This is a genomic window from Streptomyces sp. NPDC059743, from assembly GCF_042732975.1.
GTDB lineage: Bacteria > Actinomycetota > Actinomycetes > Streptomycetales > Streptomycetaceae > Streptomyces.
The window spans coordinates 360,680-380,099 of sequence record NZ_JBHWGS010000007.1 but is presented as its reverse complement, the minus strand read 5'-3'; the positions used below and the strand labels follow the sequence as shown (position 1 = coordinate 380,099).

General features: G+C 69.5%; 15 protein-coding genes. 9 read left to right on the top strand and 6 right to left on the bottom strand.

What is annotated here, in order from left to right; translation table 11 throughout:
- From ACFV6H_RS16120 to ACFV6H_RS16110, 3 genes are all read left to right on the top strand, one after another.
- On the top strand, positions 1–1,365 hold the full coding sequence (locus ACFV6H_RS16120) for a cytochrome P450 (RefSeq protein ID WP_384787097.1): 1,365 nt from the start codon (positions 1–3) through the stop codon (positions 1,363–1,365).
- Positions 1,366–1,600: 235 nt separating this feature from the next.
- Positions 1,601–2,722 carry a cytochrome P450 gene (locus tag ACFV6H_RS16115; protein WP_385542038.1) on the top strand — a complete coding sequence of 374 codons (1,122 nt, stop codon included), beginning with the start codon at positions 1,601–1,603 and terminating at the stop codon, positions 2,720–2,722.
- 78 nt (positions 2,723–2,800) lie between these two features.
- Positions 2,801–3,565 (top strand): enoyl-CoA hydratase/isomerase family protein, encoded by a 765-nt coding sequence (locus ACFV6H_RS16110; RefSeq protein WP_384981226.1) that lies wholly within the window; start codon positions 2,801–2,803, stop codon positions 3,563–3,565.
- 27 nt (positions 3,566–3,592) lie between these two features.
- On the opposite strand, the gene ACFV6H_RS16105 is transcribed toward ACFV6H_RS16110, so the two are convergent.
- Complete coding sequence (locus ACFV6H_RS16105; protein ID WP_385542036.1) at positions 3,593–4,432, bottom strand: GntR family transcriptional regulator; 840 nt, start codon at positions 4,430–4,432, stop codon at positions 3,593–3,595.
- Between the two features lie 97 nt (positions 4,433–4,529).
- Between ACFV6H_RS16105 and ACFV6H_RS16100 the strand changes: the two genes are divergently transcribed.
- Together ACFV6H_RS16100 and ACFV6H_RS16095 are read left to right on the top strand one after the other, a co-directional pair.
- Positions 4,530–5,378 carry a (2Fe-2S)-binding protein gene (locus tag ACFV6H_RS16100; RefSeq protein WP_385542034.1) on the top strand — a complete coding sequence of 283 codons (849 nt, stop codon included), beginning with the start codon at positions 4,530–4,532 and terminating at the stop codon, positions 5,376–5,378.
- A 210-nt stretch (positions 5,379–5,588) separates the two neighbouring features.
- Positions 5,589–6,638 (top strand): DUF2637 domain-containing protein, encoded by a 1,050-nt coding sequence (locus ACFV6H_RS16095; protein WP_093602376.1) that lies wholly within the window; start codon positions 5,589–5,591, stop codon positions 6,636–6,638.
- Positions 6,639–6,769: 131 nt separating this feature from the next.
- Here ACFV6H_RS16095 and ACFV6H_RS16090 read toward each other — a convergent pair whose 3' ends face one another.
- On the bottom strand, positions 6,770–7,171 hold the full coding sequence (locus tag ACFV6H_RS16090; RefSeq protein WP_093602374.1) for an ATP-binding protein: 402 nt from the start codon (positions 7,169–7,171) through the stop codon (positions 6,770–6,772).
- Between the two features lie 581 nt (positions 7,172–7,752).
- Positions 7,753–9,414, bottom strand: a complete 1,662-nt coding sequence (locus tag ACFV6H_RS16085; RefSeq protein WP_385542031.1) for a protein phosphatase 2C domain-containing protein — start codon at positions 9,412–9,414, stop codon at positions 7,753–7,755.
- A gap of 341 nt (positions 9,415–9,755) precedes the next feature.
- On the opposite strand from ACFV6H_RS16085, the gene ACFV6H_RS16080 reads away from it, so the two are divergent.
- Positions 9,756–10,748: a helix-turn-helix domain-containing protein gene (locus ACFV6H_RS16080; protein ID WP_384981214.1), complete on the top strand. Its 993-nt coding sequence runs from the start codon at positions 9,756–9,758 to the stop codon at positions 10,746–10,748.
- 165 nt (positions 10,749–10,913) lie between these two features.
- A complete protein-coding gene (locus tag ACFV6H_RS16075; RefSeq protein WP_384787119.1) occupies positions 10,914–11,279 on the top strand; it encodes a PPOX class F420-dependent oxidoreductase in 366 nt (121 codons plus the stop codon).
- Between the two features lie 95 nt (positions 11,280–11,374).
- Here the strand turns inward: ACFV6H_RS16075 and rsgA are convergent, their stop codons facing one another.
- A complete protein-coding gene (gene rsgA, locus ACFV6H_RS16070; protein WP_385542028.1) occupies positions 11,375–12,502 on the bottom strand; it encodes a ribosome small subunit-dependent GTPase A in 1,128 nt (375 codons plus the stop codon).
- 446 nt (positions 12,503–12,948) lie between these two features.
- Between rsgA and ACFV6H_RS16065 the strand changes: the two genes are divergently transcribed.
- Entirely contained in the window at positions 12,949–15,054 is a 2,106-nt protein-coding gene (locus tag ACFV6H_RS16065; RefSeq protein WP_385542026.1) for a phosphocholine-specific phospholipase C, read from the top strand.
- A gap of 69 nt (positions 15,055–15,123) precedes the next feature.
- Here the strand turns inward: ACFV6H_RS16065 and ACFV6H_RS16060 are convergent, their stop codons facing one another.
- Positions 15,124–16,812: a glycoside hydrolase family 13 protein gene (locus ACFV6H_RS16060; RefSeq protein WP_385542140.1), complete on the bottom strand. Its 1,689-nt coding sequence runs from the start codon at positions 16,810–16,812 to the stop codon at positions 15,124–15,126.
- A gap of 251 nt (positions 16,813–17,063) precedes the next feature.
- Positions 17,064–17,354, bottom strand: a complete 291-nt coding sequence (locus tag ACFV6H_RS16055; RefSeq protein WP_384981205.1) for a hypothetical protein — start codon at positions 17,352–17,354, stop codon at positions 17,064–17,066.
- Between the two features lie 964 nt (positions 17,355–18,318).
- Between ACFV6H_RS16055 and ACFV6H_RS16050 the strand changes: the two genes are divergently transcribed.
- Complete coding sequence (locus ACFV6H_RS16050; protein WP_384981203.1) at positions 18,319–19,209, top strand: S1 family peptidase; 891 nt, start codon at positions 18,319–18,321, stop codon at positions 19,207–19,209.
- The last annotated feature ends 211 nt before the right edge of the window (positions 19,210–19,420 follow it).

The following is a 19,420-nucleotide window of genomic DNA, read 5'->3' as shown; positions in this document are numbered from 1 at the left end:
ATGCAATCCCACTCGGAACACCAGGCGCCACCACCGGGCTGCCCCGCCCATAACAGCGGCAAGAGCGTGCCCCTGCACGGACCCGAATTCGCCGCCGATCCCCAGGCGTTCTACGAGTATCTGCGGCAGCACGGTCCCGCAGCGCCCGTCGAACTGGCTCCGGGTGTGGAGGCTTCGCTCGTCACGGACTACGCCGCGGCGCTGCATGTGCTCCAGAACCCCGACACCTTCGCACGTGACGCGCGTCGCTGGCGCGCCCTCAACGAGGGCCAGATACCGCCGGACAGCCCCATCCTGCCGATGATGGCGTACCGGCCGAACTGTCTCTTCTCCGACGGCGCCGATCATCTGAGGCTCCGTCAGGCCGTGACGGAGTCGCTGGCCAAGATCGACACTCACCGGCTGAGCCGGCACACCGACCGTGTCGCCACGTATCTGATCGACCAGTTCAGCAGCCGTGGCAAGGCCGATCTGGTCAGCGACTACGCACAGTTGGTACCTCTGCTGGTCTTCAACGACATCTTCGGCTGCCCGGCCGAGATCGGCGACCGGCTGGTCTTCGGTATCTCCAGTCTCTTCGACGGGGTGGACGCGGAGAAGGCGAACGAGGTCCTGACCGAGTCGCTGCTGGAGCTGGTCGCGCTGAAGCGGGCCAAGCCCGGCGACGATGTCACCTCCTGGCTGATGCAGCATCAGGCGCGGCTGACCGACGAGGAGATGATCCACCAGCTCGTCACGCTCATCGGCGCGGGCACCGAGCCCACGCAGAACATCATCGCGAGCGCGCTGCGGCTCCTGCTGTCGGACGACAAGTACGCCGGCGGACAGCACGCGGCCGGTCTGCTGGTCGAGGACGCCATCAACGACGTGCTGTGGAACAGCCCGCCGATAGCCAACTACGCCGTGCACTACCCGATGTACGACGTCGACCTGTCCGGGAGCAAGCTGGACGCCGGTGATCCCGTGGTCATCAGCTTCGCCGCGGCCAACACCGATCCGAGTCTGTCCGTGAGCCGTCAGACGCTCAGCAAGCGGGCCCATCTCGCTTGGGGCGCCGGGCCGCACGCCTGCCCGGCCAAGGATCCCGCCCTGCTGATCTCCGTCCTGGCGATCGAGAAGCTGCTCAACAGCCTGCCGGACATCGAGCTGGGCGTCCATGTGAACAGTCTGTCGTGGCGGCCGGGCCCGATCCACCGCGCGCTCAACGCCCTGCCCGCCCGGTTCACTCCCGTACGCAGGGAGAAGAGGGCGTCCGCGCCTCAGCCGAGCACCTCCCGCACGCTCGGAAATGCCCCGGCCCAGCCGCAGCACGCGGCGCAGAAGGGTACCTGGTGGAGCGGATTCCTGTCCTGGTGGAAGGTGTGACATGCCCAACAATTGGGGACGATTTACCCTCGCATGAATGTTCAACCATAGGGGTAGACAGGGTTGGCGAATCTTATGTGATCTCTTGAAAGAAGGAGTCGCTGTGGAGCCTTCCCTGGCCACCTCATCCGTCGACCGACGCTCTGTGGTTTCGCTATTCTCCCGTCTGCGCACATCGAGCGGACAGTCAAATCCATTGCCTTTCTACAAAGAGCTCAGGGCAATGGGAAATATCATGCCCGCTCCTTGGGGCGGGCACCTGGTGACCTCCTACAAGCTGTGTGACCAGGTACTGAGGAACCGGGCCTGGCAGGTGCCGGGCAACGAGTGGCGAACTCGGCAGAAGGACGCCGCACGCTGGAGTGCACCTGCTTCGCTCCAGATGGGGAGCACGATGCCCATGCTCAACCCGCCGCATCACACGCGGATGCGGCGGTCGGTGGGCAGCATGTTCGACCGTAAATCCCTCGACGCCATGAGGAATTCGATCGACCGAATAACCGAGCGGCTCCTCGACCAGGTCCGGGAGGAGTTGCACGACGGTGAACCGGACTTCGTGGAGCTGGTCTGCGAAGAATTGCCCGTAATAACGATCGGTGAATGGCTCGGGCTGCCGGCCGCGGATTATCCGCTGCTGCGTTCGCTCACCCACGACCAGGTATTCACCCAGGAATTGTTCCCGTCGCCGAGCCAGCTCGCGCTGTCCGACGCCGCGACGGCTCAGCTGCGGGAGTACTTCACCGAACTGATCCGGGAGCGCCGCAGGGCACCCGGGGACGACAAGGTCTCGGTCTGGCTGCGGACCTGGGACGAGCTGGAGTCCGACCAGGACGCGGCCGACGCCGCCGTCCACTCGCTGGCGCTCTTCGTGGTCCTGGCCGCGCTGGAGACCACCTCGCATCTGCTGGCCACGGCGGTGTGGCTGCTTCTGGAGCATCCCCGCCAGCTCGACTGGGTACGCACGCATCCCGAGCACATGCCGGGCGCGATCGAGGAGACCCTGCGCTACGACCCCCCGATCCATATGATCAGCCGGATCGCCGCGGAGGACACCACGCTGGCCGGAATGCCCATCGAGCGCGGTGAGATGGTGCAGCTCATGGTCGGTGCCGCGCACCACGACCCGGACCAGCACACCGATCCCGACCTCTTCGACATCCGCCGCAAGGCCGCGCATCTCAGCTTCGGCGGTGGAGTCCACTACTGCCTCGGGGCGCCGCTGGCCCGGCTGGAGGCGACGTCCCTGCTGACCACGCTGCTCAAGCGGATGCCCGGACTGCGTCTCGCCGACGGACCGTCGTACGCGCCGCGGGTGGCCTTCCGGCGCCTCAAGTCGTTCCGCGTCACGGCTTCCTGACGGTACGGCTTCCCGACGGTACGGGCTTCCTGACGGCACGGCATCCATAAAGAAGCGGCACAAAACACAAGGAACAGCATGGTGGAAGACTTCAAGGCTCTTCACGTCCTGCACGAAGGGCCTGTCCTGAAAGTGCGGTTGAACAGTCCGGAGACGGGTAATGCCGTCTCCGGACCGCTTCTCGACGAACTCCTCGCCGTACTCGACACCGTTCACGGCGATCCCGCTATCCGCGTGCTGATTCTCTCCGCCGCGGGAGACGACTTCTGTCTCGGCGGTGACCGCAGCGAGTTTCCCGGTCTGCTCGCCGCCCATTCCGGTGGTGCGGGCCTGCACTCCCTCGGCAACAAGGCCCGGCGGATGTGCGACGCCCTCGCGAGCGTCCACGCGGTGACCATCGCCCGGCTGCACGGCGGCGTGGTCGGGGCCGGGCTCGGGCTCGCGGTCTTCTGCGATCTGCGCGTCGGCGCGGACGACTGCCGCTTCAGAATGCCGGAGCTGGGTCTTGGAGTGCCTCCCGCCTGGGGAGGCGTGCTGTCACGGCTGCTCAGCGAGGCGGGAGCCGCCCAGATCCGTGAACTGATGCTGACGGCCGAGAACTTCGACGCCGCCAGAGCCGCCGAGCTGTCCATTCTCCACAAGGTCGTCCCGGTGGATGAGCTGGACCGGACCGTCGAGCGGTGGACCAAGCCGCTGCTCCGCAGATCGCCCGCGGCGCTGCGGACCACCAAGGCGATGCTGAACGCCTACGCGGGCGCCAACCGTCTGGCCGACGCGACCTTCTTCGACGCGGAACTGCTGACGGCAGCGGTGTCGGCCGCGGAAGCCGCACGGCAGAGATGACGCCTTCGTAGCTGCTCAGGGCCGCTTTCAGTCGGCCGGGCCGGCGAAGTGCTCTCGTACCAGGGACTGAATGACCGTCAGATCCCTTGTCTCCAGGGCATCCAGCAGAGCCGAGTGCTCCGCCGCGTCGGCGATCAGATCGGCGCGGCGCGCAGCCGGAGCGCTGACCAGCGGCCACTGGGAGCGGCGGTGCAGATCGTCGGCGACCATGACCAGTTGGTCATTGCCGCAGAGCGAGAGCAGCGCGCGATGGAAGGCACGGTCGGCCTCCGCGTACGCCGCACGGTCCCCGGAGGCGGCGGCCGTGGCCGTCGCCTCCGCCAACGGACGTAGCTCCGCCCAGCGTTCGGCGGATACGGTACGGGCCAGCCGCAGCATCACCGGTACCTCGATGAGCGCACGTACCTCGGCCAGCTCCGCCAGCTCCCGCGCGCTGCGCTCGGTGACCCGGAAGCCGCGGTTCGGGACGACCTCGACCGCGCCTTCGAGCGCGAGCTGCTGCATGGCCTCGCGTACGGGAGTGGCGGAGACACCGAAACGCTCGCCGAGCACGGGAGCCGAGTAGACCTCACCGGGAACCAGCTCGCCGCCGAGGAGCGCGGAGCGCAGGGCGGCGAGGATCTGTCCCCGTACAGAGTGTCGGCGCACGATCCGGGGCGTGGCCGGCTCACTGTGCGTGTGCTCACCACGGGCCGACGCGTGCTCGCCACGGACCGGCGTTTGCTCACCACGGTCCGCGCGCCGGGCATCAGGACCGGCCTGGGACGGGATCGGCGCGGCGCTCTCCGCCGCCCTGCCGCGCTGCTCCACCCCGCCCACCTCCGCACACCCGGCGTCGCCGTAGCCCCGGCCCGGCGCCGGATTCATCTGTGCACGATAGGCCGCCGCTGCCGCACTTCAAACCCGATCACATCGGGTAAGGTAAGGCTTACCTGCAAACGATCCCGATTCGGTGGTCCCCTGCATGACCGTGCCCACGCTGCTGCCCGGCCTTCACGCCTCTCCCGTGACGGACGCGTACGCCCGTCTCACCGAGGTGTTTCCCTCGCTGAGCATCGACCACCTCACCGACGGTGAGCGGCCTCCGCTCGGCGGCGGCTGGGTCGGCGCGGCGGATCTCGCCGCCGGAGGCGTGGCGCTCGACACATTTCTCGACTGGGACAAGGCGCAGGTCAGCCGGGACTACGGACAGCGGGCGCGGCCCGATGTGATCGCCAGTTTCGCGCTGCACCGCTATGCCTGGCCGGCCTGTCTGCTGATCACCGTGCCCTGGTTCCTGCATCGCCGCGTGCCCAGGATCCCCGTCGGGAATGTCTTCTTCCAGCGGACGCTCGGCCGGATGAGCGTCCAGGTCCAGGACTTCGCGTGTCTGCCGGACGATCCCGCGGCGGCGCTGCCCGGTGCCCAGGTCGTACCGGACGAGGAGGCCCTGCGCACCGAGGTACGGGTCGCCGCCGCCGACCATCTCGGACCGGTTCTGGACGGCTTCGGCCCGCGGATGCGGCGCGGCCGGAGGGCGCTGTGGGGCATGGCGACCGACGAGATCGTCGAGGGCCTCTGGTACATCGGTCATCTCCTGGGCGAGGAGCGGCGCGCGATGGCGGAGCTGGAGCTGCTGCTGCCGGGCACGACCGGACCGTACGTCGGCACGGCGGGCTTCCGCGAACTGACGGGCCCCGGCGGGGAGTCGCTGCCGACCCGGGACCGGGCGAGCTGCTGCCTCTTCTACACACTGCGGCCGGAGGACACGTGTGTCACCTGTCCGCGTACATGCGACGCCGATCGCGTCCAGAAGTTGAGTACGGGCGTCTGACCCCTCGTCACCCGAGGAGCCAAGCCACCCGCTAGGGTGATATTAATCGAACATGACAGCCGCCTCCCGTGCGGCAGTTCTGGTCGATCGCGCCTATCAGTGTGCCCCACCACCTCGTTGGCGTCTTCTTGCTCCAAAACCCCCTGAGCGGCACCGCTCTTCCGCCAATATGGCGCCCGAAACGCCCTACTGCGATGCAAGGAACACCGCATGCGACTGACCGACATATCGCTGAACTGGCTGCTTCCCGTCGGCGTCCTGATCGTCGGAATCCTGGTGGCGGTGGCAGTGCTCGCGCGCGGTAAGCGCGCCGGTGACAAGGCCGCGGCCGAGGATTCATGGGAACGCAGTGAAGAACGCCGCAGACGGAAGGAGACCATCTACGGCGCCGCCTCCTACGCACTTCTCTTCTGCTGTGCGGCGGTTGCCGCCGCCCTCTCGTTCAAAGGCCTGGTCGGCTTCGGCCAGGAGAACCTCAGCCTGAGCGGCGGCTGGGAGTATCTCGTCCCGTTCGGTCTCGACGGCGCGGCGATGTTCTGCTCCGTGCTCGCCGTGCGCGAGGCCAGCCACGGTGACGCGGCCCTCGGCTCGCGACTGCTGGTGTGGACATTCGCCGGTGCCGCCGCCTGGTTCAACTGGGTGCACGCGCCCAGGGGTCTGGGCCACGACGGCGCGCCGCAGTTCTTCTCCGGCATGTCGCTCTCGGCCGCGGTCCTCTTCGACCGCGCGCTGAAGCAGACCCGCCGGGCAGCGCTGCGCGAGCAGGGCCTGGTGCCCCGTCCGCTGCCGCAGATCCGGGTCGTACGGTGGCTGCGCGCTCCCCGGGAGACCTTCGGCGCCTGGTCGCTGATGCTTCTCGAAGGCGTACGCACGCTGGACGAGGCCGTCGAGGAGGTCCGCGAGGACCGCCGTCAGAAGGAGCAGAACCAGCACCGCAGGCGTGAGCAGCAGAAGCTGGACCGGGCGCAGATCAAGGCGCTCAACCGGCAGCACCGGGCCTGGGGGCGCGGTGGCGGCCGTCAGGTTCCGCTGACCGCGGGGAGCGGCGGATCGGGCTCACCGGCCGCGGTCGAAGCCTCCGCGGAGCCTGCCATAGTGGAACAAGGTCAACTGCCTCAACGCTCGCAGCTCTCCCTCCAGGCCGTCAAAGGCGGTGAGGCCCGCACCGTGGACCTGACCGCGGAGGACGACACCCAGGCGCTTCCCCGGCTCGACTCCCTGGAGCGCAAGCTCACGGATCTGGAGCGGCAGTTCGGCTGAGCCGGATCGCTCCGTAACCCGGATCGCCCCGTAACACAGCACCCGGACCGGTGTGACGGACTCCCGTCGCGCCGGTCCGCTGTTGTGTTACGGATCCGCCGTTGTGTCACGTGCCCGCGTTGTGTTGCGCGTTACGCCGCTTCGCCGTTCATCTCGAACCAGACCACCTTGCCCAGTGGCCGGGCCCGTATGCCCCAGTCGTCCGCCAGCGTCCTCACCAGCGCCAGACCTCGGCCGTGCGTCGCGTCGTCGGCCGCCGGCGGCTGTGTCTCGGGCCTGGTCAGCGGCAGCGGCAGGGCGGTGACAAAGTCCCGGACCTCCACCCGCAGCCGTGAGTCCGCGACGGTCGCCGTGACGACCGCGCCGCGCTCGGTGTGCACCAGCGCGTTGGTGACCAGCTCGCTCATGAGCAGCTCCGCCACCTCCGCCGAGTCCCGCTCCCGCCAGTGCAGCAGCATCTCCCGCAAGGCGTGCCGCACTTCCGGGACCGCCGCGAGATCGGCACCGCCCACTCTGCGCCGTAGCCCTGTCATGGTTCTGTCCCCCCGTTGCACTGGTGACGGATCCCGCTCTCGAACGCTTACGAAAAGCATGCCCGCGCCCGGATCACGGCACTCACGTGTCGGCCGATGTCGTTCCGCGCGGTGGCGCCTCCCGGCTGGGGGCCGTGGTCGGGGCGCGTTTCGGCGCGGGCCGGTTTTCGTGTGCGGGTGTCGGTCGCTACCGTGCGGTGCGCGCCTGACGGCACGGTGCGGTGCGCCTCCCGGCGGGGGCCGGTGCGGTGGTGGGTGCGGGTGCCGGGGCACTCCGGAGGTACATGTCCGGACGGCATGATTTACGCCGCGTGCGGGTCTCGTTGTTAGGTGCGGGCCGGTGTGCGGCACAAATCACGCTTTAGTGTCCGGACACGCACCTCCTCCGACCCCGACCCCCTCCCGCCGGACCCCGGCTACCCGCCCGATCCGGGCACCCACCCAAGCCCGTCCGGCGATTGAGGACGGAACGGCCCGCCCCGGTACCGGGTTCCCGGTCGGTAGGGGCCAGCCCCTTCGCCGTACGGCCGCAGGCCGAATAAACCAGCCCGTCCGGCGATTGAGGACGGAACCGGCGCGGGCTACTCCTCCCAGACTCCCGCGGCGGTGCGGTCGTCGGCGTATCCCTCGATCCTGAGTTGGATGTCCGCGAGGTACTCGGTCAGGCCCGGAGCGCCGGTACGGGCCCAGCGGGCGGCCAGTTCGCCGGCGAAGGCGGGCTCGCCGCGCAGCGGTTCCGCGAGGCCGGCGCTGCACAGCAGGAGCGTGTCGCCCGGCCGGGCGACCGAGGCACGGAACCGGAACGGCTCGGGCGGCGGCGGCAGCGGGCCCTCTATATAGGGGGACGGCGGCTTGGTGATCGCCAGATCCATGGTGAGCTGGTCGGCGTCCAGGGCCTCGGCGGGCCGGGAGCCGAAGCCGACGACCGGATCGCCGGTGACGGCGGCCGGCTCGGGGATCGCCGGTTCCAGGTCGTGCCACACGCCGTCCCGCAGCCGGAAGAGGCCACCGTCGCCGACTCCGAAGAACACCCGCGTCCGGCACTCCGGATCGGCGGAGAGCAGCAGACAGCGCAGGCTCGCGGTGTACTCCTCGGGTGCCACGCCCAGTTCGGCGGCGCGGGCGCGGAGCCTGCCGAAACCGCGGTCGGTGAGCCGGTGCAGCCCGGACTTGAGATCGCCTCTGCGGCCCGCTCTTATGTCCTCGGAGAGCCGGCCGTGGCTGCGCCCGACGGCTCCGCCGATCCACCGGCACACGTCCGCCGCAGCCCGATGCGTGCCCTCGGCCGCGCGGGAACCACTGGCGACGGCGACGAGGACGAGCGCGCCGGCGCCGCTGCCGAAGCGGGCGGTGAGCAGCGCGTCGCGGCGGGGCTCGCCGCGGTAGCGGGCGGAGTCGCCTCGTGCGGATACGGCCCGCAGGGAGTACGAGCCGTAGGACGCGCCGTCCAGGACGGTGTCGGGGACGAGTTCGTCCAGCCGCTCGGCGTCGGCGGCAGGCAGCGTGGCGGGCTGAGGCGCGTAGGTCGGAGGCCGGTCGCCGAGATGGGTGACGGCGGGCCTGGGTGAGGACGGCAGTGGGGTCGACGGTGGCGGAGCGGACGGCGACGGGGCGGACGGCGGTAAGGCCTGTGACGGCGTAGCCGGAGCCGAGGTCGGAGCCGGGGCAGGAGGCGGTGTCGGCTCGGGCTCTCGGCGCGGTTGCGGCTGTGGCGTGCCCCAGGCACTTCCGGTGGCCGGGCTTCCGAGAGGGCCCTGCTGTCTGGGCAGCCATACGGTGTCGTTGTCCGCGGGCCCGTCGGCCGGGCCGTTGCCAGGGCCGTTTGCGGGCTCGGGCCGGCGCGGATCCGGGACCGACGGGCGTTCCGGACCGGAGGAATCCCTCGTCCCTGGCAGCGGTCTCGCGTCGCTGGGTGTGTAGGACGGAGGCGGCGGCTCGGCTGGCGGCTGCGACCGCGGTGGCGGCGACTGCTGCGGTGGCGACTGCTGCGGCTGCTCCCACCAGGCCCTCGGCCGCTCCGCCTCGATCCCGTCGCGGCCGGGCCCTTGGACTTCCTTCGGCGTATCGGGCGCGCCCTGTGCACCCGTACCGACCGCGCCCGTACCGACCGCGTCCGCCGCCGAGTCGAAGCGGTCGTCGAGTGTGTCCCCCGAAGCGGCGGCGGGACCGGTGTCCGGTGCGGACTCTTCGTACAACCGGTTCCACCAGTCGTCGGCGGCTGGCCTCTGCCCCTGCTGGCTCATGCCCCTATCTTCGACCGCGCCGAGGGTACGAAAACGGGGCACCCGGAAATATTCAAGTCCGCCGGGCGGCCCCACCCCCCACGGGAAGGACGCCCGGCGAACGTCACAGGTCCAGCGCGGGCCGATGCGCCGCCACCAGGGCCGCGCATATCGCTCTCCCGAGCAATCCAGGCCAAATCGCACCCAAGGGGCATATGACCGGGGTCTGTTGCTGCTGTGATGGCGCCACCTTGGCAGAGTGCCGTACCGAACAGCGATGATGTGGCACGGCGGGTTTACGCCGTGGCCGGTATCCGCCACGGCCCGCCGTGGAACACAGGTGTCCGGGGAGGGGAGCAGGGGTGCTCGGAGCGATAGGTCTCGACGAGAGACAGGAGTCCGCCTACCGCGCGCTGGTGGCGATCGGCGCCGCGGAGGTCGCGGATCTGGCCCATCGGCTGGCGCTCCCCGAGCCGGACACCGAACAGGCCCTGCGCCGGCTGGAGCGGCAGGGCCTGGCCGCGCAGTCCTCGTCCCGTACCGGACGGTGGGTCGCGGCGCCGCCCGCCGTCGCGCTGGGCGCGCTGCTCACCCAGCACCGCCATGAGCTCGAACAGGCCGAACTGGCCGCCGTGCTGCTCGCCGAGGAGTACCGCGCGGAGGCCACCGAGCCGGCCGTGCACGATCTGGTCGAGGTCGTGACGGGCGCGAGCGCGGTGGCCCACCGTTTCCTTCAGCTCCAGCTCGGCGCGACCGAGGAGGTCTGCGCCCTGGTCACCGGAAAGCCGGTGGCCGTGACCGGTATCGACAACGAGGCGGAGGAGCGCGCGGCGGCGCGCGGTGTCGCGTACCGGGTGGTGATCGAGCGCGAGGTGCTCTCGCTGCCCGCCGGTATCACCGAACTCTCCGCGGCGCTCGGGCGCGACGAGCAGGTCCGGGTCGTCGAACGCGTGCCGACGAAGCTGGTGGTCGCGGACCGCACTCTGGCGATGGTGCCGCTGACGGGCCGTGGAGCGGAACCGGCGGTCCTGGTCGTCCATGCCAGCGGGCTGCTGGAGTCGCTGGTGGGGCTGTTCGAGTCGGTGTGGCGGGAGGCGCTGCCGCTGCGGCTCGGTACGGACGGCGCGGTGGCGGAAGGCCGGATGCCCGGTCCCGACTCCACCGATCTGGAGATCCTGTCGCTGCTGCTCGCCGGGATGACCGACGCGAGCGTCGCCAAACAGCTCGACCTGGGACTGCGGACCGTACAGCGCCGGGTGAAGGGCCTGATGGAGCTGAGCGGAGTGACGACGCGGCTCCAGCTCGGCTGGCACGCGTACGAGAAGGGCTGGGTGACGCGCGGTCTGCGGGAGTGAGCCCGTTGCGTGGTGGCGGTGATTCTTGGTGCCGGTATTGCGTGGCGCACGTTATTCGTGGTGCCGGTGTCGCGTGGTGACGGTGCTACATGGTGCCGGCGGCGAGCCGGATCGTGGGACCCGTGGCGGATGCGCGCGGACAGGTGCCCGTGTGACGCTGGGATCATGACCCGATTCAGCGAGTCCGAGCGCGCGTATCTGAGGACCCAGCGACTGGGACGGATGGCGACCGTCGATCCGAAGGGACAGCCGCAGGCCAATCCGGTCGGCTTCTTCCCGCAGGACGACGGCACCATCCTGATCGGCGGGCTCGCCCTCGCCACCACCAAGAAGTGGCGGAATCTCCAGACGAATCCGAAGGTGGCGCTGGTCGTCGACGACATCGTGAGCACGGACCCATGGACGGTACGCGGTGTGGACATCCGAGGTGAGGCGGAGCTGCTGACCGGTCCGCACGACCTCGGCGCGCACTTCAGCCAGGAGCTGATCCGTATCCATCCCCGGAAGATCCATAGCTGGGGCCTGGACTGAAGCAGCAGGCGCCGGAGGCCGAGGCCGGACCCACCCGGACGCGGAGGCCGGGACACCCGCCCGTCCCGGCCCCGGCCCCGGCGCCCGCCTCCCGGCTATCTCGTACGGCCGCTCCGCCCGCCGCGCTTGGCCTCCATGGCCGCCCGGCCCTCCGCGCCCTTGCGCTTCCACTCGCGCCGGATCTCACCGCGCAGCCGGGCATCGGTCTTGGCGATGATGCGCTGGTTCTCCCGCAGCAGCTTGCGGTAGCTCTCCAGCCGGCGTACGGACAGCGAACCGTCCTCCACCGCGCCGAGCACGGCACAACCCGGCTCGGACACATGGGCGCAGTCATGGAAGCGGCACCGCTTCGCCAGTTCCTCGATCTCCGAGAAGACCTGCCCGACTCCGGTCTCGGCGTCCCACAGCCCGACGCCTCGCAGCCCGGGTGTGTCGATGAGCACTCCGCCGCCGGGCATCGCGAGGAGATTGCGTGTCGTGGTGGTGTGCCGTCCCTTCCCGTCGACCTCGCGGGTGGCCTGCACATCCATCACATCGTCCCCGAGCAGTGCGTTCGCGAGCGTCGACTTTCCCGCGCCGGAGACGCCCAGCAGCACACTCGTACCGGCCGACAGCACGGCCGAGAGCACCTCCACGCCCTCCCCCGTCGCCGCGCTGACGGCGAGCACCTGCACACCGGGCGCGGCGGTCCGTACGTCGTCCACAAGATGGCCCAGCACGGCCGGATCGCCCACGAGATCGGCCTTGGTCAGCACGATCAGCGGGAGGGCTCCGCTCTCCCAGCCCAGGGCCAGAAAGCGTTCGATCCGGCCCAGATCGAGTTCGACGGCGAGCGATACGGCGATGATCGCGTGATCGACATTGGCGGCCAGGATCTGTCCCTCGGACCGCAGCGAGGAGGTGGACCGTACGAAGGCGGTACGCCGCGGCAGATACTCCCGTACGAAACGGGGATCACCGCCCACCGGATCGACCGCCGCCCAGTCACCCGTGCAGATCACCCGCAACGGATCGTGCGGAGTGACAAAGGCGGTGTCGGCGCGCACCACACCGTCGGCGGTGACGGCATCACACTGCCCACGGTCGACCCGTACCACCCGGCCGGGCAGCAGCCCTTGCCGGACGTACGGCGCGAACTCCGCGGCCCAGCCGTCGTCCCAGCCGTACGGGACGAGCGGATGCGCGGCGGAAGAAGCCTCGAAAGAGGCAGGAGAGAAAGACAACGGGAAACCCTTCACAAGGGCGGCCCCGGCACACGCGCCGATCAGGCGCGGAAAGGAGAAAGGTTCGTCAGCCGGAGACCACGGGAGTGTCATTGATGAACTTCTGGATGCGGGCAGCGCCCATCACAACGACAGTCATCGGTCACACCTCCCTGGTCACACACAGATCGCATGGACCACATAGATCTGGACCACATGGATCCGGATCACATACGGCCGAACGCGGCAGCCACCGGCCACCGCAGCGAACGCCCACACCCTAGCCCTGGCGCACACGACCGTGCCAAGCGTTTTTCGCCGGGGCCGCTGTTCGTGTCGTGTACCGCGTGGCGTCGGGTCGGCGATACCGGGCATTCCTCCTTGATGGGTGACCTTGAGAGCCTCCTTCCGCTTCGTTCCGCACGCTCCGTTCCACATATCTCCGAAGAGACAGGGTCCCCACACTCATGCCCGAACTCAATCGGCGCCGGTTCCTTCAGATCGCCGGCGCGACCGCAGGCTTCTCCGCGCTCTCCGAGAGCATCGCCCGCGCCGCCGCCATTCCGGCCGGGCGGCGGTCCGGCACCATCCAGGATGTCGACCACATCGTCGTACTGATGCAGGAGAACCGTTCCTTCGACCACTACTTCGGTTCGCTCAAGGGCGTACGCGGATTCGGCGACCCGCGACCGGTGACACCGGTCGGCGGGCGGTCGGTCTGGCATCAGTCGGACGGTACGAAGGACATCCTGCCGTACCATCCGGACGCCGAGGATCTCGGTATGCAGTTCATCGCCGGGCTCGACCACGACTGGGCGGGCGGTCACCAGGCGTGGAACCAGGGCCGTTACGACCAGTGGATCCCGGCCAAGTCCCCGGGGACGATGGCGTATCTGAAGCGTGCGGACATTCCGTTCCACTACGCGCTCGCCGACGCCTTCACCGTGTGCGACGCGTACCACTGCTCGTTCATCGGGGCCACCGATCCCAACCGCTACTACATGTGGACCGGCCACACAGGCAATGACGGCAAGGGCGGCGGGCCCGTCCTCGGCAACGACGAGCTGGGATACGGCTGGACGACCTATCCCGAGCGGCTCGAAGAGGCCGGTGTCTCCTGGAAGATCTACCAGGACACGGGCGACGGGCTCGACGCCGCCGGTGGCTGGGGCTGGATAGACGACGCCTACCGCGGCAACTACGGCGACAACTCGCTCCTCTACTTCAACAACTACCGCAACGCCAAACCCGGCGACGCGCTGTACGAGAAGGCGCGTACGGGCACGGACGCGAAGAACGGCGACGGCTTCTTCGACATCCTCAAGTCCGATGTGAAGGCCGGGAAGCTGCCGCGAATCTCCTGGATCGCCGCGCCCGAGGCCTTCTCCGAGCACCCCAACTGGCCCGCGAACTACGGCGCCTGGTACATCTCGCAGGTGCTGGACGCGCTCACCTCCAACCCCGAGGTGTGGAGCAGGACGGCTCTCTTCATCACCTACGACGAGAACGACGGCTACTTCGACCATGTCGTACCGCCCTATCCGCCGGCCTCCGCCGCGCAGGGTGCCTCCACCGTCGACACCGCGCTCGACCAATTCCCGGGCGACAGCCGCCATGTCGCCGGGCCGTACGGTCTGGGCCAGCGGGTGCCCATGCTGGTCGTCTCGCCCTGGAGCACCGGCGGTTATGTCTGCTCGGAGGTCTTCGACCACACCTCGATCCTCCGGTTCATGGAGCGCCGTTTCGGCGTGCGCGAGCCGAATATCTCGCCCTGGCGGCGTGCCATTTGCGGCGATCTGACCTCCGCCTTCGATTTCGGCCTCAAAGACACCAGGCCCGCCTCGCTGCCGGACACCGACGCGTACGAGCCGACGGACCACGAGCGGCACCCGAGCTACCGGCCGGTCCCGCCCGACCGCGCCGTCCTGCCCAAGCAGGAGAAGGGCTCAAGGCCCACGCGTCCGCTGCCGTACGCGCCGTTCGTGGACGGCGCCTCGGTCACGTCGACCGGGCGTTTCACGCTCACCTTCAGCGGTGGCGCCTCGGCGGGCGCGTCCTTCACCGTGACATCGGCGAACCGTACCGACGGCCCGTGGACCTACACCACCGGAGCCGGGCAGCGGCTCTCCGACACATGGAACACGGCGTATTCGAACGGCGCGTACGACCTGTCGGTGTTCGGGCCCAACGGCTTTCTCCGTGCGTTCCAGGGCTCCGGCACCACCGCGGGCCCCGAAGTGACCGCCCGCCATGAGGCCCACGAGGCTCATGAGGCTCATGGGCACGGGAGCTCGGGCAAGGGCTCCGGCGCCGCGCGTGTGGTGCTGACACTGACGAACGCGAGCAGGACCGACCGCCGGCTGACGATCACCAACGCGTACGGCGGCAAGAGCGTGACGGTCAAGGTGCCGGCGGGCGGACATGTCGTACACCCGGTGGAGCTGCACGGCACCAAGCGCTGGTACGACCTGACGGTGGTGTCCGACAAGGACAAGGGCTTCCTGCGCCGACTGGCCGGACATGTCGAGAACGGCACGCCCGGTGTGAGCGATCCGGCGATCATCACCGGCTGACACACCACGGCGAACGGGCCGCTCGTACAACGTACGGGCGGCCCCTGGCCGTCGGCCCCGGCCGTCTCGTCAGCCCGCTACGGCCCTCGCGCTCAGCCAGACCGCCGTGTCCGGTGGCAGCAGTCGGCCGGTCGTCCCGTCACCGGCCAACTCGTCGCTGGCGAGCAGCAGTTCGGAACCGGCCGGCAGCGGCAGCGGCTCGTCGGAGAGATTGACACGGCACTCCAGGCCCGAGTTCCCGCTCTCACCACCGCCCGCGCTTCCGCCCTTGCGGAAGGCCAGTTCGCCCGGCGCCGACGGCAGCCACGCGAAGCTCTCGTCCCCGAGGTGGTGGCGGCGCAGGCGCAGCGCCGTACGGTACAGCTCCAGAAAGGAGCCCGGAGCGCCGGTCTGGGCCTCGACCGAGCGCTCGCCCCATCCCTCGGGCTGAGGCAGCCAGCTGCCGCCGGGCCCGAAGCCGTACGACGATCCCGTCCTGGTCCACGGCAGCGGCACCCGGCAGCCGTCGCGGCCCTTCACGGCGTGTCCCGTCCGCTCCCACATCGGATCGCGCAGCGCGTCCGTGGGCAGATCGGCCACCTCGGGCAGGCCCAGTTCCTCGCCCTGGTAGAGATAGGTCGTACCGGGCAGCGCCAGCGTCAGCAGCGCGGCGGCCCTGGCCCGCCTGCGGCCACGGTCCTCGTCGGGCGCGGGCTCCCGGCCGTCGGTCATCAGCCAGCCGCGGAGATCGGTGCCCTCGGGCACGCCGTACCGGGTGCGGTGGCGCACCACATCATGGTTGGACAGCACCCAGGTCGGCAGTGCTCCGTTGGCCGCCGCTCCGGTGAGCGAGGTGTCGATCACGTCGCGGAACGAGCCCGCGTTCCACGGACAGCGCAGATAGAAGAAGTTGAAGGCCTGGTGGAGTTCGTCGGGCCGGGTGTAGAGCGGCAGTCTGGCGGCGCTGACGCCCGCCTCGGCGACCATGATCCGCGGCGGCGCGTAGGAGTCGGTGATCTTCCGCCACTGCCGGTAGATCTCATGGACCTCGTCGCGGTCCCAGAACGGGTGGTTCTCGCCGCTGGGCGGGGAGTTGAGGGACGCCGAGTCACCGCCGTGGGTGTTGCGCAGCGGCGGGACGAGGTCCTTGCGCAGCCCGTGGGCCACATCGATACGGAAGCCGTCGACGCCCAGATCGAGCCAGAACCGCAGGATGGCCTCGAACTCGGCGGCGACCTCGGGATTCTCCCAGTTCAGATCAGGCTGTGCGGCAGCGAAGATATGCATGTACCACTGGCCGTCCGGAACCCGTGTCCAGGCCGCGCCGCCGAACTTGGACTGCCAGTCGGCGGGCGGCTCCGCGCCGTCGGGACCGGTTCCGTCCCGGAAGATGAAACGGTCGCGCGCGGCGGAGCCGGGCGGCGACGCGAGGGCCTCGGTGAACCACGGGTGCCGGTCGGAGCAGTGGTTGGGCACGATGTCGACGATGGTACGGAGACCGAGCGATCCGGCCCGGCCGAGCAGCGCGCGGAAGTCGTCCAGAGTGCCGTGGCGCGGATCGACCTCCCGGTAGTCGGCGACGTCATAGCCGCCGTCGGCCAGCGGGGAGCGGTAGAACGGCGTGAGCCAGACGGCGTCCGCGCCGAGGTCCGCCACATGACCGAGCCGGTCGGTGATCCCGCGGAGGTCGCCCATTCCGTCGCCGTCGGAGTCGGCGAAGCTCGGGACATAGACCTGGTAGACGACGGACTCCCGCCACCAGTCGCGGTCGCCGCCGATGCGGGTGCTGGTGCCGGTGCTGGTGCGGGCGCCGCTGGTGTCATCGCTACGGGTGCCGCTGCCGCTGCCGTTTCCATTGCCGTTGCCGTTGCCGTCCGGGAACGCGTGCTGAGTCACTGATACCTCTCGTGCCGGGATAGGAGGGCGCTGGGCCGACTGCCATGGTGCCGGTGCGATCATCCCTTGACCGCACCGGATGGGTCAGCCCAGGCCGTCATCGGCCGAGGTGGCGGTACCGGTGGATGTGATCGTTACCGAGTGGTCCTTGAGCGGAGTTCCGTCGTCCGCGGACGCAACGAGCGCAGCGCCAGCAGCAGCACACCGATGTCGTCGACGAGGACCGGATCGGGCAGCAGATCGACCGGGAGCAGCAGATAGCCGACGGCCGCCCAGAACACCCAGCCGTTCTCGACCGGCAGACCCGCCCGGCGCAGGGCGCGACGGGCCCGTACCAGCCGGACGAGCAGGGCGATCGCGATACCCAGAGTCAGCGCGACCAGGAGGGCGGCCACGGCGATGAGGATCTTCAGTTCGCTGCTCATGGCGGACTCCTCGTTCGAGGTCGTAGGGCGAGGTCGTACGGCGAGGTCGTCGGGCCGGATCGTCGGGCGGCCGGATCGTCGGACGAGGCGGTCGGGCGGTCGGGCGGGCTGCTCATGCAGCGGCCGCCGCGTCGGCCGCTGCTACCCGAGTACCCCGGGCGCGGGCCCGGCACCCGGAGGTCTCACCCGTACGCTCCCTCCGCCACGACCCTCTACCCACCAGTCCGACCAGTCGGTATGTTTCCGTGAGCCGGAACGGGATTGCCGGATGCAACGCGGCGGGAGGCCTCATCCGCCGGCCCACCCGAAGCACACGTCACTGATGCCCCGCAAGACCGCCCCATCGGTCGAATCCAGGTGCCGCGCCACGCCGTTCCACCTCCGGACGCCCGGCCTCCGCTCATATTCGGCCATGATCAACACGGGCGCATTTGGGGAGTACGCCGCACAAACGGGCGAGCCGACCTCCGGGACGCGGGTAGAACTTCCGCCGCTCCGACGCCTTCCGGCCATCACATACCGCACTTTCCGAACCCGCTGCGTCATACATCCACCACCCACGGTGAAGCATGTGTGATTGTGACGACCTGGCCATGTGGCCGAATGGCGCTCTCAGCCGATTCTCATGCTGACCGTGCGTTCTGACGGTCATTCACCGGCCACACTCCCGTCAGCACGGGCTTTGCAGCAATTAACTGACGGGTGACACGGCCGGCCGGCGGACCTCGCCAACACGCCTTCCCGTAGCCGGACTTCAGGCCCGCTCCAGGCGCGTGTCCGGTCGCGGCAGCCGTTCTTCGCCCGTCGGTCCAGAAGTGGGCCTTGCCCAAAGTCCAAACGGAGTCAACGATTCAGTCGTGCGATTGACAGGTTCACGGCCAAAACCGAATGGCGGTGGACGGTCGCACCACAGCGGCCCGCTCACCCAACGGACCGCGAGTTTCCCCCACCTATGGAGGATGTTGTGACCATCAAGCGCTTTTCCCCCCTCGGCGCGGTATCCGGACGCGTACGGCTCCTCGCCGTCGCCTCAGGTCTGGTGACCGCTGTCGCGCTTGCGGCCCCGACTGCCATCGCGGCGCCCGAGCCGGCCCCCGCCAAGGCCACCGCGGCCCAGCTCGCCGACGCCAGCACCGCCATCCGCGGCGCCGACATCGCCGGTACGGCCTGGTACACGGACAAGGCCTCCGGCAAGATCGTCGTCACCGTCGACAGCACGGTCTCGGCCACGGAGATAGCCGAGATCAAGAACTCCGTGGGTGACACCGCGGTCACGATCAACCACACACCCGGCAAGTTCAACAAGCTCATCGCCGGCGGCGAGGCCATCACCACCGGCGGCAGCCGCTGCTCCCTCGGCTTCAACGTCCGCAGCGGCTCGACGTACTACGCGCTGACCGCCGGACACTGCACCAACATCAGCAGCTCGTGGAGCATCGGCACCCGTGCCGGCACGAGCTTCCCGACCAACGACTACGGCATCATCCGCCACTCCAACGCGGCGGCGGCCGACGGCCGGGTCTACCTGTACAACGGCTCGTACCAGGACATCACCAGCGCCGCCAACCCGTCGGTGGGCCAGAGCGTCCGCCGCAGCGGCTCGACCACGGGCGTCCACAGCGGTACGGTCACCGGCCTCAACGCGACCGTCAACTACGGCAACGGCCAGATCGTCTACGGTCTGATCCAGACCAACGTCTGCGCCGAGCCCGGCGACAGCGGCGGCTCGCTCTTCGCCGGCAGCACGGCGCTGGGCCTGACTTCGGGCGGCAGCGGCAACTGCTCCTCCGGCGGCACCACGTTCTTCCAGCCGGTCGTGGAGGCCCTCAACGCCTACGGCGTCAGCGTCTTCTAGTCTCCACACGCACCACCGCACCACCGCATCACCTCACCATCGCGTCACCGCACAACGGCACGGACAACACGCTTCATCTGCTTGATCCTTCCTCGGAACACGGACGGGGCGCGCCCCAGGTGGGCGGGCGCGGGGGCGTCGCCGCCCTGCCATTATATTAATTCCCGGGCCCGGCCCCCGCCCGCTCGGGGGCGTTGTTCGACTACGCCGG

Excerpts from the sequence above, each read along its gene's own strand:
- ACFV6H_RS16120 (WP_384787097.1), top strand. The coding sequence starts at position 1 with ATGCAATCCCACTCGGAACACCAGGCGCCACCACCGGGCTGCCCCGCC.
- ACFV6H_RS16095 (WP_093602376.1), top strand. The coding sequence starts at position 5,589 with ATGCGACTGACCGACATATCGCTGAACTGGCTGCTTCCCGTCGGCGTC.
- ACFV6H_RS16085 (WP_385542031.1), bottom strand. The coding sequence starts at position 9,414 with ATGAGCCAGCAGGGGCAGAGGCCAGCCGCCGACGACTGGTGGAACCGG.
- ACFV6H_RS16090 (WP_093602374.1), bottom strand. The coding sequence starts at position 7,171 with ATGACAGGGCTACGGCGCAGAGTGGGCGGTGCCGATCTCGCGGCGGTC.
- ACFV6H_RS16105 (WP_385542036.1), bottom strand. The coding sequence starts at position 4,432 with ATGAATCCGGCGCCGGGCCGGGGCTACGGCGACGCCGGGTGTGCGGAG.
- ACFV6H_RS16110 (WP_384981226.1), top strand. The coding sequence starts at position 2,801 with ATGGTGGAAGACTTCAAGGCTCTTCACGTCCTGCACGAAGGGCCTGTC.
- ACFV6H_RS16065 (WP_385542026.1), top strand. The coding sequence starts at position 12,949 with ATGCCCGAACTCAATCGGCGCCGGTTCCTTCAGATCGCCGGCGCGACC.
- ACFV6H_RS16100 (WP_385542034.1), top strand. The coding sequence starts at position 4,530 with ATGACCGTGCCCACGCTGCTGCCCGGCCTTCACGCCTCTCCCGTGACG.
- ACFV6H_RS16055 (WP_384981205.1), bottom strand. The coding sequence starts at position 17,354 with ATGAGCAGCGAACTGAAGATCCTCATCGCCGTGGCCGCCCTCCTGGTC.
- ACFV6H_RS16115 (WP_385542038.1), top strand. The coding sequence starts at position 1,601 with ATGCCCGCTCCTTGGGGCGGGCACCTGGTGACCTCCTACAAGCTGTGT.
- ACFV6H_RS16075 (WP_384787119.1), top strand. The coding sequence starts at position 10,914 with ATGACCCGATTCAGCGAGTCCGAGCGCGCGTATCTGAGGACCCAGCGA.